The organism is Cellvibrio sp. (genome assembly GCF_046347455.1).
In the GTDB taxonomy this organism is placed as follows: domain Bacteria; phylum Pseudomonadota; class Gammaproteobacteria; order Pseudomonadales; family Cellvibrionaceae; genus Cellvibrio.
Genome location: NZ_JAXMGC010000001.1, coordinates 651007 through 665127, shown reverse-complemented (window position 1 = coordinate 665127; position 14121 = coordinate 651007). Strand labels below are relative to the sequence as shown.

At 46.1% G+C, this 14121-nt stretch carries 11 protein-coding genes; 4 read left to right on the top strand and 7 right to left on the bottom strand.

Features of this window, described 5'->3' with window-relative positions; translation table 11 throughout:
* Window positions 1–152 precede the first annotated feature (152 nt).
* Complete coding sequence (locus U1F02_RS03080) at window positions 153–983, bottom strand: S1 RNA-binding domain-containing protein (protein ID WP_409988877.1); 831 nt, start codon at window positions 981–983, stop codon at window positions 153–155.
* Between the two features lie 86 nt (window positions 984–1069).
* On the opposite strand from U1F02_RS03080, the gene U1F02_RS03075 reads away from it, so the two are divergent.
* The 4 genes from U1F02_RS03075 to U1F02_RS03060 all read left to right on the top strand — a co-directional run bounded on the left by U1F02_RS03075 (window position 1070) and on the right by U1F02_RS03060 (window position 6438).
* Complete coding sequence (locus U1F02_RS03075) at window positions 1070–2140, top strand: site-2 protease family protein (protein WP_409988876.1); 1071 nt, start codon at window positions 1070–1072, stop codon at window positions 2138–2140.
* A 73-nt stretch (window positions 2141–2213) separates the two neighbouring features.
* Entirely contained in the window at window positions 2214–2609 is a 396-nt protein-coding gene (locus U1F02_RS03070) for an antitoxin Xre-like helix-turn-helix domain-containing protein (protein WP_409988875.1), read from the top strand.
* Window positions 2609–3304: an RES family NAD+ phosphorylase gene (locus U1F02_RS03065; protein WP_409988874.1), complete on the top strand. Its 696-nt coding sequence runs from the start codon at window positions 2609–2611 to the stop codon at window positions 3302–3304. Before U1F02_RS03070 ends, U1F02_RS03065 begins: the two co-directional genes overlap by 1 nt.
* 248 nt (window positions 3305–3552) lie before the next feature.
* Window positions 3553–6438: a TonB-dependent receptor domain-containing protein gene (locus U1F02_RS03060; RefSeq protein ID WP_409988873.1), complete on the top strand. Its 2886-nt coding sequence runs from the start codon at window positions 3553–3555 to the stop codon at window positions 6436–6438.
* A 74-nt stretch (window positions 6439–6512) separates the two neighbouring features.
* Here the strand turns inward: U1F02_RS03060 and U1F02_RS03055 are convergent, their stop codons facing one another.
* The 6 genes from U1F02_RS03055 to U1F02_RS03030 form a co-directional block, all read right to left on the bottom strand.
* Window positions 6513–7472 carry an alpha/beta hydrolase gene (locus tag U1F02_RS03055; RefSeq protein WP_409988872.1) on the bottom strand — a complete coding sequence of 320 codons (960 nt, stop codon included), beginning with the start codon at window positions 7470–7472 and terminating at the stop codon, window positions 6513–6515.
* Window positions 7473–7723: 251 nt separating this feature from the next.
* The gene (purD, locus tag U1F02_RS03050; protein WP_409988871.1) at window positions 7724–9013 is read right to left on the bottom strand and encodes a phosphoribosylamine--glycine ligase; all 1290 of its coding nucleotides are present in this window, start codon (window positions 9011–9013) and stop codon (window positions 7724–7726) included.
* A gap of 147 nt (window positions 9014–9160) precedes the next feature.
* A complete protein-coding gene (gene purH, locus U1F02_RS03045; protein WP_409988870.1) occupies window positions 9161–10741 on the bottom strand; it encodes a bifunctional phosphoribosylaminoimidazolecarboxamide formyltransferase/IMP cyclohydrolase in 1581 nt (526 codons plus the stop codon).
* Between the two features lie 188 nt (window positions 10742–10929).
* Complete coding sequence (fis, locus tag U1F02_RS03040; protein WP_409988869.1) at window positions 10930–11229, bottom strand: DNA-binding transcriptional regulator Fis; 300 nt, start codon at window positions 11227–11229, stop codon at window positions 10930–10932.
* The gene (dusB, locus tag U1F02_RS03035) at window positions 11226–12215 is read right to left on the bottom strand and encodes a tRNA dihydrouridine synthase DusB (RefSeq protein ID WP_409988868.1); all 990 of its coding nucleotides are present in this window, start codon (window positions 12213–12215) and stop codon (window positions 11226–11228) included. The genes fis and dusB overlap by 4 nt, the downstream gene beginning before the upstream one ends.
* A 202-nt stretch (window positions 12216–12417) precedes the next feature.
* Complete coding sequence (locus U1F02_RS03030; protein WP_409988867.1) at window positions 12418–14025, bottom strand: DUF3426 domain-containing protein; 1608 nt, start codon at window positions 14023–14025, stop codon at window positions 12418–12420.
* Window positions 14026–14121: the final 96 nt, after the last annotated feature.

Below are 14121 nucleotides of genomic sequence, written 5' to 3'. Positions count from 1 at the left end.
GGCTTTCTACGTAAGTCTTCGTAAAAAGATATACGAAGGTTTACGTAGTTGCAAGTTTTGGGTGTGTAAAGATTGTGTTGGGTGTTAATGGAGGGGGAAGGGCGTACCTACGTAAAGCACGGTACGCCATATTTTTCGTTGCGGGTTTTCAATTACACTAAGGTAATCTTCTCTTTCGTAATCAAAATTTTTCTTTCTTTATAAAGCTTGCTCAGCGCATTTTTATAAATGCCTTTGCTCACTTTGTATTGCGCGTAAATATCTTCGGGGTCGCTTTTGTCGGTAAGTGTGGATACGCCGTCGTTTTCTTTTAAGAAATTTAAAATAACTTCGGTAAGCTCATCGCGCACTTTGCTGTTCACAGGTTGCAGACTTAAACCAATTTTGCGGTCAGGTCGAATTTCTTTAATGTAGCCTTTTAATTTTTCGCCGTAGAGAAGCGTACGTGGTGCGTTGTCGCGAAAGATTAATCCCAGGTGTGAATTATTGATAACGGCTTTAAATCCTAAATCTGAGCGACCGCATATCAACAACTCTACTTCTTGCTGTACTTTTAAACCATTGGCACGTTCTTCCAAGTGGTGGCTTAAGCGTGATGAGGCGGTAATGCGCGATGTATGTGCATCCAAATAAACGTAGACTACGTAGCTTCGGCCCACTTCCATGGGTTTTAATTGTTCGTTGTAGGGCACCAATAAATCTTTTGGTAAACCCCAATCTAAAAATGCGCCCACGGCGTTTACATCTTTTACTTCCAAATGTGCGCATTGCCCAACCATAACTTTGGGCGTTAATGTTGTGGCGATAATGCAATCGTCAGAATCCAAATAAATAAATACATCCAGCTCGTCCCCAATTTTTGCGGTAGCGGGCACGTAGCGCTTGGGTAGCAAAATATTGCCGTATTTTTCACCATCCAAAAACAGACCGAAGTCCACTTGTTTGAGTACGCGCAAGCGATTCATTTCACCAATTTTAAGCATGTTTAACCTTTTGTTTACAGGGCATAATGGCGGCTATTGTAAGGCTTGTGCCGAGTTTAATGCGATTTAATTAGAGTAGATCACTTATGGAATTGTTTGCGTTTGAAGTTCGTGAAAGGCGTTTCGCGGTAGACCTTGATCTAGATTTGCGACTGCAGCGTTTGTTAATCGATGGCGCGGTTATGTCCGTAAAACCTATGGATGATGGGACTGGCATTCATCGTGCTGAAGACGAGCGTTTAGGTGAGTTTGAGTTGCGCTTTGCTTTGAGTCCCCATGCCGCGCGTTATGAGTTGGACTTTAAAAATGCCGAAACCCTGCAAGGTGAGGTTGAGTTGAATGAACAGGCGAAAGCATTGTTGGTGGATATGACCCCTAACGCGCAACCCGCTCCCAACAAAGCGAGCGGGTTTGTACTGGTGGGGATTGCGCTTAAGTTGTTTAAGAGCTTTAAGGTAATCAAAGTCGCTTTGTTAGGTGCATCGGTCGCCGTCTACAGCGTGATGTTTACGGTGGAGTTCGCATTGGCGTTGGTTGCGGTGCTTATGTTCCATGAGTATGGCCACGTGCGTGCGATGAAGAAGTTTGGCATACCGACAAAGGGCTTTTACTTAATTCCGTTTATGGGCGGTATTGCGATTGGTGATAGGGCGCGTACCCAGTGGGAGTCCCTTTATATTGCCATGATGGGGCCTGTTTATGGGCTGATTATGACGGTGGCGTTTTACCTGGCCTACCTCATCACCCATAGTCATTTCTGTGGCTTGGTTGCGGCTATCAGCGCCTTCCTTAACCTCGTTAATCTTTTCCCTATATTGCCCTTGGATGGCGGTCAGGTGGTAAAGGCCTTGGTGTTTTCCCGTCGCAATCGCATAGCCTTTATGGCTTTGTTGGTGTCTTCGGCCTTGTGTTTGTACGGTGCTTGGGCGTTGGGCTTTTACTTTTTGTGCTTTTTTATCGTTATTGGAGTGGTGGACATCATTGCCAACTGGTCGGTGCCGGTAGCCGAAGATTTAGTGCCGCTCAAAACCTACGGTATTTGGTTCTCGTTGCTATGGTACTTGGGCGTAGCTGTGGCATTTATCCTGATTATTGTGCTCTTGGTAGAGGCTCAAGTTCCCGGAGCAGAGATAGTTACCAAGGTATTAAGCTCATAAAGTTGTCTTTTTATAGACAAATATTGATTTTATGTTCTATTATGAACTTAACAGGTAAATGTTGAGGTTCAAAATGATCGCTCTAGCCCAAGCCTTACCCGCTAACGCTGCCCAAGCTGCGGTTGCTACTGCCTTGAATATCATGGACAAGTGGGAGTGTTCAGAGAAAGAGAAAATGGCATTGCTCGGGGTAGGGCGCTCAACCCTGCATAAGTATCAAGCCGCACCGGCAAGTGCTCGTTTATCTCCCGATTTGCTGGAGCGTATTAGCTACCTGCTTAATATCCACGCAGTGTTGCGAATCCTGTTTGAAAATCCAGAAAACCAATATGGTTTTTTGCGTATGCCCAATAAAAACAGTTTTTTTAACGGCAAAGCGCCTATGGAAATTCTCAGCTCTGGATTGATGAGTGCGCTTTATGAAGTGCATCGTCATTTGGATGCTATACGTGATGGGCAATTCGCTTAATGGATTTGGCTACTATCCCTCTGGTTAACTTACTTAACCAAATTGCCTATAGGTTAATTCCCAGTAAATATCCACCGCGTTCATTATTTGATGACGTTGCAAATCACGATGAATTTGAAATTCTCTTCGCCATACAAGAACTCACCAACCCACGTATTCGTAACGAGCTTGGCAATTTAAACCGAGTACCTGCCGAGCAGCGCCCTTATGGCATTCGCGGCTGTAATTATGCACTTGGACCTTTCGTTCATTTAAATCCTGCAGGGTCGCGTTTTTCTAACGGTGACTTCGGTGTTTATTACGCTGCGGAAGATGTGCAAACGGCCATAGCGGAAACCCGTCATCACCAGCAAATTTATTTTTCAGGTGTGGTGGGCTTGAAGTTTGATCGATTAACCATGCGCTGCTTGAAAACACAATTTACGGCAGGCTTGCATGATATTCGAGGCGACGAATTTAAAAACGAAAATTGGTATCTCAAAGATGACTATACCGCTGGGCAGCAATTGGGCTCTTTAATAAAGCGAGAGGGCATGGATGGTTTGGCTTATCTTTCTGTGCGGCTCGAAAATAAAACCTGCTACGCGCTTTTTTCACCCATTCTAATAAAAGATGTAGTTCAAACAACCCATTACGAATATATATGGGATGGTGAAAAAATTGTGGTTGCGTTAGAAACCACAGAGGTTAGTTGACTGAATCGATAATTTTCGTGCCATTATCCCCATAACTGTTGCTCTTTTGTTACTAAAAGAAATCCTTTCCCCGTAAATTTCTTATCTCTCGAAGAATCCGCTAGAATTACTAACACTAGTTTTTACTAGGCGAATAAGTGGCTGATTTAATTTGATAACAAAACTAAAAAGGAAAAGCTATGAACAGCACAAAACTTTGCGCGCATTTTTCAAAAAGGGCTCTGGCATCAATTATAGGTGCGCTTAGCATGTCTTTACTATCGCAAGTAAGCTTCGCGCAAATTGGCAGTGCCAGTGTGCAAGGTATGATTGCATCGCATCTTCAGCCACAACCGGGCGTTGAGGTTATCGCGAAGAACGTAGATAACGGATACACCTTTCGCGCAGTTACTCAAAAAGACGGCACCTATTCTTTTAAAGGTTTGGCACCAGGAAATTACCAAATATCGCTTGGTGCTACAGGGGAAAAATCCCCAAAAGTTGTTGCTTTAAAAGTAGGTCAAGCCATGGCTCTCGATTTCGAAATCGATAAGCCAATTACAAACACCGATAAAGTCGATGAAATTTTTATTATTGGCTCGCAATTAAAAATTAAAAGCAGTGGCGGAGAAATCGGCACAAACGTATCGCTCGAGCAAATTAATAAGCTTCCACAAAACACGCGTAACTTTCTCGCCTTTGCTGACCTTGCCCCGGGTGTTCAATTCACCCAAGGCACAGACGGCAGTACTAGTATCAAAGGTGGTGCACAGAGTCCAGATGCGATTAACGTTTTTATTGATGGTGTGGGTCAAAAAAATTACGTTTTACGCGGGGGCATAACCGGGCAAGATTCCAGTCGCGGAAATCCGTTCCCACAATCAGCTATCGGCGAATACAAAGTCATTACGCAAAACTATTCGGCTGAATATGACCAATTGAGTAGCGCAGCTATTGTCGCTGTTACTAAATCGGGAACTAATGAATTTCACGGCGGTGTTTTCGTTGACTACACCGACGAAGGCATGCGTAAGCCTCGTCCTACCGAAGAAAAAAATAACAATGAAAAAGTAGAAAGTACACAAAAGCAATTTGGCTTTAGTGTGGGCGGCCCTATTATTCAAGACAAGATGCATTTCTTCTTTGCCTATGAAGGCAAAAATAATGCAGACCCCAAAGATGTTATTCCAGGTGGTGGTGCTACTGTTGCTGATCTACCACCTGCGCTACAAGCACAAACGGGCGGCCGCTCTGCCGACTTTAAAGAAGATTTATATTTTGGAAAGTTGAGCTATGTCATTTCAGATGAACAAAAGCTCGAATTGACTGCAAAAGTTCGCAAGGAAACTGAACTAACAGGCATTGGTGATGTAAATACGCTTTCTTATGGTACCGACAAAAAGAACGACGAAACGCGAATTGATCTAAGCCACAACTGGCGCACCGATAATTGGATTAACGATGCACACTTGCTGTACGAAGACAATAGTTGGAATCCACGCCCGCATTCATTGGGTAATGGTTTTAAATATAGCAACGGTGGTGGCAGCGCCATATTAAATGTTGGTGGAGGCCCAGATTTTCAAGACAAAGGGCAATCAGGTTGGGGGTTTCAAGAAGACTTCACTTATCTCGCCATTCAAGATCACAGCATTAAAGCTGGAGTGAAATATAAATCTATTGAGCTACATGCGAAGGAACAGCAACCATACAATCCGCAGTACGAATACAACGTGCAATACGATAAGAATGCAACTGTGCCTTTTAAAGTTCGTTGGGGTGCGCCCTTGGCAGGTATTGGAAATGGCACTGCAAAAGCAGACAACATGCAGCTTGGCATTTATTTGCAAGACGAATGGACAGCTACCGATAATTTAACCATCAATGCGGGTTTGCGGTGGGATTACGAGGAATCTGATAGCTTCCTTGATTACAAAACGCCAGCGGATGTTCGTGCCCAAATTGCTAACTGGGTAGGTATAGGCAAATCTGATATCAACATTAACGATTACGTCAGTACAGGCAGCAACCGCAATGCGTTTAAAGATGCATGGCAACCACGTGTTGGTTTCAGTTATAAATTTAATGATGAACACGATATGACGTTGTTTGGTGGTGTTGGTCGTGCTTTTGATAGAAATCTATTCGACAATTTACAACTGGAATCTACCAAAGCCACTTTCCCTGCCTATGAAGCTTTATTTATCACTGGCGATCCATCGCATCCTTGTGCACCCGGTGCGTGTGTAGTGTGGGATCCAAAATACTTAACGCGAGATGGTTTGACCCAATTGCAAAGTGGCAACAAAGGCGCTGGTCGCGAAGTGTTTATGGTGAACAATAATTTAAAAACACCTTACTCCGATCAATTTAGTTTGGGGTTACGCGGCAGTATCAGCGAAGGCTGGAATGGTGAAGTGAGTGTCTCGCGTATCGTCAGTAAAGATGGTTTTGCTTGGCGTTTGGCAAATCGTCGCGATGACGGTAGCTTTTTTGCACCGGGTACAACTTGGGGTGCGCCTTGGGGCTTTGGTATTCCAACCTTTGGTGCAACTATCATTGGCGACAACGGAATTGAGACAAAAGCAAATTCGCTATACGTAAAAGTAGAAAAACCTAAAGCAGATTCGAATTGGGGAATGGCTTTGGCTTATACCTATACAGACCCAAAAACGAATCGCGAATCGGGTGAAACCTTTGCGTTGGATTATCCAACCTTGGATGATTACGGAATGCATCCAGCCAATAAAGTTCCAAATCATAGATTGGTTTTAACATCAATTGTCGGTTTGCCAATGGATGTGGATTTTTCAGCCAAATTGAATTTGCAAACGGATCGCTATTTCTACGGGACAGATTGTCGCGCAGGCTGGAGCGACTGTAAGTTCAATACATTTACACCCGATAGCCGCTTTACCTATAAACAAGTTGATATTGCTTTCAGTAAAAATATTCAAACCGGCGGTTGGGTAACCGATAGCAGCATGACCTTGCGTTTAGACGTGTTGAATTTGTTTAATAGCTTTAACTATGACGGCTATGAGACCTGGTTTGGCGGTGCTGGAGAAAACTTGCCGGACAATTTCGGGAAGCACAATGACAGTCTTGCTGGCCCAACTCGCACGGTAAAATTGGGTTTAAGTTGGAACTGGTAGTTTAAAATTTTTTTAGCACAACAAAAAAAGGCGATACATTTCTGTATCGCCTTTTTTATTTTCGGAATTAACGCTTAGCTTTTGGGTTTCAAGAAGCCATGCATGTCCAACCAACGAACAAAACTATCAAACCAGCCAGTGCTTGTTGTTGTTTTTGGATACATACCAAAACCGTGGCCGCCTTGCTCAAACAAATGGAATTCCACTGGGCGTTTTGCTTCGCGCCAGCTATCAATCAAACCGAATCCTGCATTTGCAAAGAATGGATCATCTGCAGCCAAGCCAATGAAAAGAGGCGGTGCATCGGCAGGAACATCCACTTTGGTTAATGGGCCGTAGATATCGCCAATAAACGCTGGTTTGGCATCTTTGCCATAAAGCGTGGTTGAAATGGTGAGCATTGCACCGGCAGAGAAACCGACCATACCAATGCGGTCAGCATCAATTTGCCATTCTTTGGAGCGTTTACGAATTAATGCAAAAGCCGCTCGTGCGTCAGCAATCTGTTCTGCAAATTCAACAGCAGGGTCTTGCTGAGCAAGTGGACGATTAGCGCGAGCTGCACCGGAAAACATTTCAGCCATGGCTTTCTCAAAGTCAGCCATGTCCGCAGGCGTTTGTTTCAAGCGGTATTTAAGAACAAAGGCCGCGATACCTTTATCGGCCAGTGCCTTTGCTACATCCCAACCTTCATTGCTCATTGAAAGCGTGCGGAAGCCGCCACCTGGAGCAACTATGACTGCTGCGCCTGATGCTTTACCCGTCGCAGGAAAAAATGGCGTCAATGTAGCCACTGTTACGTTACGAGCGAAAACGCTGCCGTATTGGCTGTGCCAAGACTCTTTGGCTTTTGCACCGGGCAGTGGGCCGGTGCCAAGTTCAATAGCGCTTGGTTGCGCTGGAATGGCAATGGGCGTCATTTTGTCATCTGCAGCGAAAGAAGCTGCCGATAAGCTAAGGCCGAACGCGGCGAGGCTGAGTGCCAACGCACTAGCCAATTGATTAAAACGGGGTTTGCGAAGTGTTTTGATCATCGTTATTAGTCTCCTGAAATCCTGATCTACCGGAGGTAGCCGGTGTGTTTGCCGATTTTCAGCTGGCACCGCGACTTAGGCAAGTGCATCAGCCGAGCGGATAATTACACAGAATGGAGGCTATTAATACTTTTATACTATAAAAATATTAAAAGGTGATAAACGTAATATCATGGCCACAGAAAAGCAAAAAGCCCGTAAAGTGCGAAGCTCTTTACGGGCTAATTGGTTGCGTAATGTTTTAGGAGTAATTACTTCGCTTGTTCCCGAGCAATGGCGCGGTAAGCAATGTCATTGCGATAAAACATGCCGTTCCAGCTAATTTTTTTAGCCAGCGCGTAAGCGGTTTGTTGGGCTTCTAATACAGTATTACCCAAGGCTGTTGCGCAAAGAACGCGTCCACCATTGGTTACAGTATTGCCATCTTTCGATGCTGTACCCGCGTGGAAAACTTTTTGGCCTGCAACTTCCGTTGTGGGTAAGCCTGAAATCACATCGCCCTTGTTGTAAGCATCGGGATAACCGCCTGCGGCTAACACAACTCCGATTGAAGCGCGTGGATCCCAGTCAGCAGTCGCCTTATCCAAATCACCCTTCAAAGCGGCTAAACAAAGTTCTACCAAGTCAGATTGCAAACGCAACATAATCGGTTGGGTTTCCGGGTCGCCAAAACGGCAATTGTATTCAATCACTTTTGGTGTGCCTGCGGCGTCAATCATCAAACCGGCGTATAGGAAGCCAGTGTAAACATTGCCTTCAGCAGCCATACCGTTAACGGTTGGGTAAATGATTTCTTTCATTACACGATCGTGAACAGCTTGCGTCACAACGGGAGCGGGAGAGTATGCGCCCATACCGCCGGTGTTCGGGCCTGTATCGCCGTCACCAACGCGTTTATGGTCTTGGCTGGTTGCCATTGGCAATACGTTTTTGCCGTCAACCATCACAATAAAGCTGGCTTCTTCACCGGCTAAAAACTCTTCGATCACTACACGGCAACCTGCGTCACCAAACGCATTACCTGAAAGCATATCGCGCACGGCGTCTTCAGCTTGTTGCAAGGTTTCTGCGACGATTACGCCTTTACCTGCAGCGAGGCCGTCGGCCTTAATCACAATAGGTGCGCCTTTTTCTTTTAAATAGGCGAGGGCGGGTTCAACTTCGGTGAAATTTTGGTAATCAGCGGTTGGGATTTTGTGACGCGCAAGAAAATCTTTAGTGAACGCTTTAGAGCCTTCCAATTGCGCAGCGCCTTTGGTCGGGCCAAAGCACAACAGATTTTGAGAACGGAAATAATCAACAACACCAGCAACCAGAGGAACTTCTGGTCCAACGATAGTTAAACCTACGCCATTATTTTTTACGAATTCAGCAAGCTTTGGAAAATCCAGAATATCAATCGCAACGTTCTCGATATTATTTTCCAGCGCGGTGCCTGCATTACCGGGCGCAACAAATACTTTTTCGACGTGTTTGCTTTGTGCGGCTTTCCACGCGAGGGCGTGTTCACGGCCGCCGCTGCCAATAATTAATATGTTCATAAATTTCAATCTCTATGTTGGCCTCTGATATAAACAGCCATTTAATAGGGAATCGTCATCCCCACTGCGCGAGGATGACGATTCCCTTCTTAATTACAACTCTTGTTAGCAAAATTAAGTTGCAGTGTGTCTACTATGGCGTACAAATTAATGACGGAAGTGACGCATACCCGTAAACACCATTGCCATGCCATGTTCATCGGCTGCAGCGATAACCTCTTCATCGCGCATTGAACCACCTGGTTGAATTACAGCAGCAATACCAACTTTCGCCGCGTTATCAATACCGTCGCGGAAAGGGAAGAATGCATCAGAGGCCATCACAGAGCCAGCAACCTGCAAACCAGCGTGCTCAGCTTTAATGGCAGCGATACGCGCAGAATTTACGCGACTCATTTGGCCAGCGCCAACGCCGATGGTGTGTTTGTGTTTTGCGTAAATGATTGCGTTTGATTTAACAAACTTAGCGACTTTCCATGCGAACAACAAGTCTTGAATTTCTGCAGGAGTCGGCGCACGCTTGGTAACGATTTTTAAATCGCTTTCAGTAATGATGCCGTCATCGCGATCTTGTACTAACAAGCCGCCGTTGACGCGTTTGTAATCCAAACCTTTCACACGCACTTTGCTCCACTCACCAGTAGCGAGCAAACGAACATTTTGTTTAGCTTTAACCACTTCAATTGCCTCTGGGGAAACACTTGGAGCGATGATCACTTCAACGAATTGGCGCTCAACAATGGCTTTTGCTGTTTCTGCATCCAATTCGCGGTTGAACGCAATGATGCCACCGAATGCAGATTCGCTATCAGTTGAATAGGCCAAGTCATAAGCGTGTTTAATAGATTCTGCTACAGCAACGCCACATGGGTTTGCGTGTTTAACAATTACACATGCTGGCTCATCAAATGATTTAACGGTTTCCAATGCTGCGTCAGTATCGGCAACGTTGTTGTAAGAAAGCTCTTTACCTTGCAATTGTTTTGCAGAGGCAATGCCCACTTCTTGTGGATTTTTTTCTACATAGAAAGCGGCTTTTTGGTGTGGGTTTTCACCGTAACGCATTTCTTGCGCTTTGATAAATTGGGTGTTGAAGGTGCGTGGGAAATCAGCGCTGCCGCCTTCAACCATACGGCCAAAGTAATTGGCGATAGCACCATCATAAGCAGCTGTGTGTTCGTAAGCTTTTATCGCTAAATCAAAACGGGTTTTATAAGACGTGCAGCCATTGTTTGCTGATAGTTCAGCCAAAATTTTTGTGTAGTCAGACGCATTAACAACAATATTTACATGTGCGTGATTTTTCGCAGCTGCGCGAACCATGGTTGGGCCGCCGATGTCGATATTTTCTACCGCGTCTTCCAATGAGCAATCTTTATTAGCAACAGTTTTTTCGAAGGGGTAGAGGTTTACAACCACCATATCGATATTGTTGATGCCGTGTTTTTGCATCACCGCATTATCAACACCGCGACGCGCCAGAATGCCGCCGTGAATTTTGGGGTGAAGTGTTTTTACACGGCCGTCCATCATTTCTGGAAAGCCAGTGTAGTCAGAGACTTCAATCGCAGGGATTTTGTTTTCAGTGAGTAATTTAAAGGTGCCGCCAGTGGACAGAATTTCTACGCCTTTCGCGTTGAGCGCTTGCGCAAACTCAACAATACCGGTTTTATCTGAAACACTAATAAGTGCGCGTTTTACCGCTACAAGATCAGCTGTGTTACTCATGGTTGAGTCTCCTGGATAGTAAAAGATAAAGATAAGTACGCAATATTCTGAACAGGATATCTATATCTAAAATATTGGGTACTTAGCTCTATGTCATGCTGGATATAAACAAAGGTGGAAAATAAAAAGGGGTGGAAACGAATTGCCACCCCTTTTTTCTGCGTGGCGAAATGAGTCGCCCGCGTTAATTACAATAAGCCGTATTGCTTTAACTTTTTGCGCAAAGTGCCGCGGTTCAAACCCAATACTTGCGCTGCGCGAGTTTGGTTGTGACGAGTGTATTTCAAAACGATTTCGAGCATTGGAGCTTCGACTTCGGCCATTACCATTTCGTAAACATCGCTTACCGATTGGCCATCTAAATGTTTGAAATAATTTTCCATCGCTTGCTCAACACAGGCGCGCAATGATTGCTGTTGTGCAGGTTGGTTCAGATTCTGCGCGTTGTTGGTGTTGACGGGTTGGGTAATAAAAGTTGCAGTGTTCATGCGGCTTTTTCCTCTTTCTTTATCAGCTGCTCAAAAAAACGTTGTACGCTATCTTGTTGCGCTTGAGCCGTTTCCAGTTTGTTGAATTCTCGGCGAAATAATTCGCTATCGGGCACTGTTTGCAAATACCAACCCGCATGTTTGCGAGCGATTCGTGGCCCCATAAATTCCCCGTAGAAACAGTACAGTTCGCGCAGATGGCTGCTTAAAATTTCTCTTACTTCGTGAAGAGAAGGTTCGGGTAATTCGTTTCCTGTAACCAGGAAGTGCTCAATTTCGCGGAAAATCCACGGGCGTCCTTGAGCTGCACGACCGATCATCACCGCTGCCGCTTGGGTGTGATCCAATACCGCTTTGGCTTTGCGTGCTGAATCTATATCACCGTTGCTAAACACCGGGATACTGACGGCTTGCACAACCGCTGCGATAGTGTCGTACTCGGCCTCGCCGGTGAACGCGCATGCGCGGGTTCGGCCATGTAAAGCGAGGGCACTTATGCCGGAATCTTCTGCGATGCGCGCAATGCGTAACGCGTTGCGTTCTTCGGTGCTCCAGCCGGTGCGGAACTTGAGGGTTACCGGCACATCGACTGCGGCGACGACTGCTTGCAGAATTTCGGCGACCAACTGTTCATCTTTTAACAAAGCTGAGCCAGCGGCTTTTTTACACACTTTTTTGGCGGGGCAACCCATATTGATATCAATAATTTGGGCGCCATTGGCGACGTTTAAACGTGCTGCCTCTGCCATCATTTCCGGGTCACCACCGGCGATTTGTACCGCAATGGGTTCAACTTCGCCGGTGTGATCCAGGCGCAGACTACTTTTGCGTGTACCCCAAAGCTCCGAGTTTGAGGTAACCATTTCAGATACCACCAAACCAGCGCCCAATTGCCGGCAAAGCTGGCGAAAGGGGCGGTCTGTCACTCCGGCCATGGGCGCGAGAATAACTTTGCTGTCAAATTGGTAGGGTCCGATACGGAACATTAATGCTCCTGCTGAATGCACGCGCCAGCAAATACCGCGCTGGCTTAAAGGTTCTGCACCTGCGTAAAAGGGGCGCCATCATAACCGTTCAGGGGCGGATTGAAAACGAAAAAACGCCAAAAATTGGCGTTTTTTTGAGCTAAAAATTTGCTTTAAGGGGTTGCATTTTTGTGGGCTAGATGCGTGCGTAGCTCAAAGCATTTTAGTGAGTAAGAAGGCTGTAATTTACGGCGTCTGGACCCGGGTCTGCGATTTCAATCGTGATGTGTACAGGCTGGCGCACCGGAATGTGTTTCATGCCAGCTAACTCTCCCGCTAAGTATTCGGCAGGTGTAAAGCGGCGGGTGGCGACAGGTGTTTCATCCAGTTTGCTGAAGGATAGGGTCAGATCCGGAAAGGGCTGCTCGAACGGTGCGTTGTTAATCAATATAGCGTCAACCATCAAGGCGTTCGCGGCCTGTGGGTGATTCCGTACGATGAGGTTGGTCGCCAAAATTTGACTGGTGTCGATGAGCGTAGGAACCTCACAACCAAAAATGGGGCAAACAAATAAGTAGGCTGTTCTGTAGGGTTCTACGCGGCTGAAGTAATCGAACTTGAAATAGGCTACTTGGAAAAACAGTAAAAACGCCATTAAAAAGCTGAGTGTTGACCAGAGCTTGCGTTGGTACCAGCGGCGCATGCGCTTGGCCGTAAACTCCACGGGGGCCGGCATAATATTCATAAGCAAGGCGGCACGAGATGTATCGAAGGCGCGGATCTTGGATGACTTGACTGGACGTTTCGAGCTCGCTTTTTCTGATTCGGGTTCAGAGTCGAGAGGGCTTGAATTGGCTCCGCCGCTGAAAAGTGCTGCGGCGAAAGAGGCTGCTTCGGCGGCGCGTTCCTCTTTCGCTTGCGGGGAATTTGTTGCATTCAAGAATTCTTGGCTGAATACAGTCTCTTCCTGCTGTTCCTGTTTGGGTTCGCCTTTTGATTCTTCTGTTTGCGGGTTAGGGCTTTCATCAACCAAGCTGAACACAAGGCCGGAGTAGGGTTTCGGGGCCTCGGGTTTGAGTTCTTTCGATACGACTTCTTCTGGTTGACCGTAAGACTCTGCAAACTCCTCTTCTTCCGTTTTTACGATGGGCGGCGCAGGCTTTTTAAGTTGATGTAAAACCTCTTCGTTGTCGTCCAGTAACTCCTCTGCCCAAGATTCGTCTTCAGGCTCCTCTTTTTCGTCAGTTGGTTGCTCGTAACGAATTTCGCGTTCGAACAGAGAAACAGTTTGCTTGGGGCGTAGATCAATATCTAGAAAGCCATCGAACTCGTAAGTCGAGTTTTTCTCAGTTTCCTGATCCATGTCATCGCTAATAAGCACATCATCTTCGTCTTCAAGCACTTTAGCTTTATCGATGACAGGTTTGGTGATGGGTGTTTCGGCTTCGAAAGTAGAGGGGTGTGCCTGTATCGGGGCTGCTTTTGTGGCCGAGGGTGTTTGCACGCTCGAAACGGCGGTGGTATCGGCCAAAGGTTTGGTAACTACTTTGGTTGGCGCAGCTACAGTCGGTTGTTCAAGAGGAAGTTGTTCGGTTTTAAATTGTTCTGGTTTTGGTTGCTCGGCTTTCGCGGCAGGTTTAGTAGCTTGTGGCTCAGGCTTTTTGAGGGCTGCTGGCTCTTGCGGATTAGTTGTTTTTACAAGGTAATCTTGGGCTTTGAAAATGTGCAGGCACGAACCGCAGCGCACTGCGCCCTTAGCTGACTCAAGTTGGGTGCTGGTGATGCGGAAAGCAGTTGCGCATTTCGGGCAGCGGGTAGCCATTTGGGTCATGGTAGCGGAGATTCCTTGTTGAATTACCTGTGAGTGTAGCGGCTCACTTTGGCGGGGTAAATTGTTCTTATCATGGAGTGTTAAACCTCCCGCATT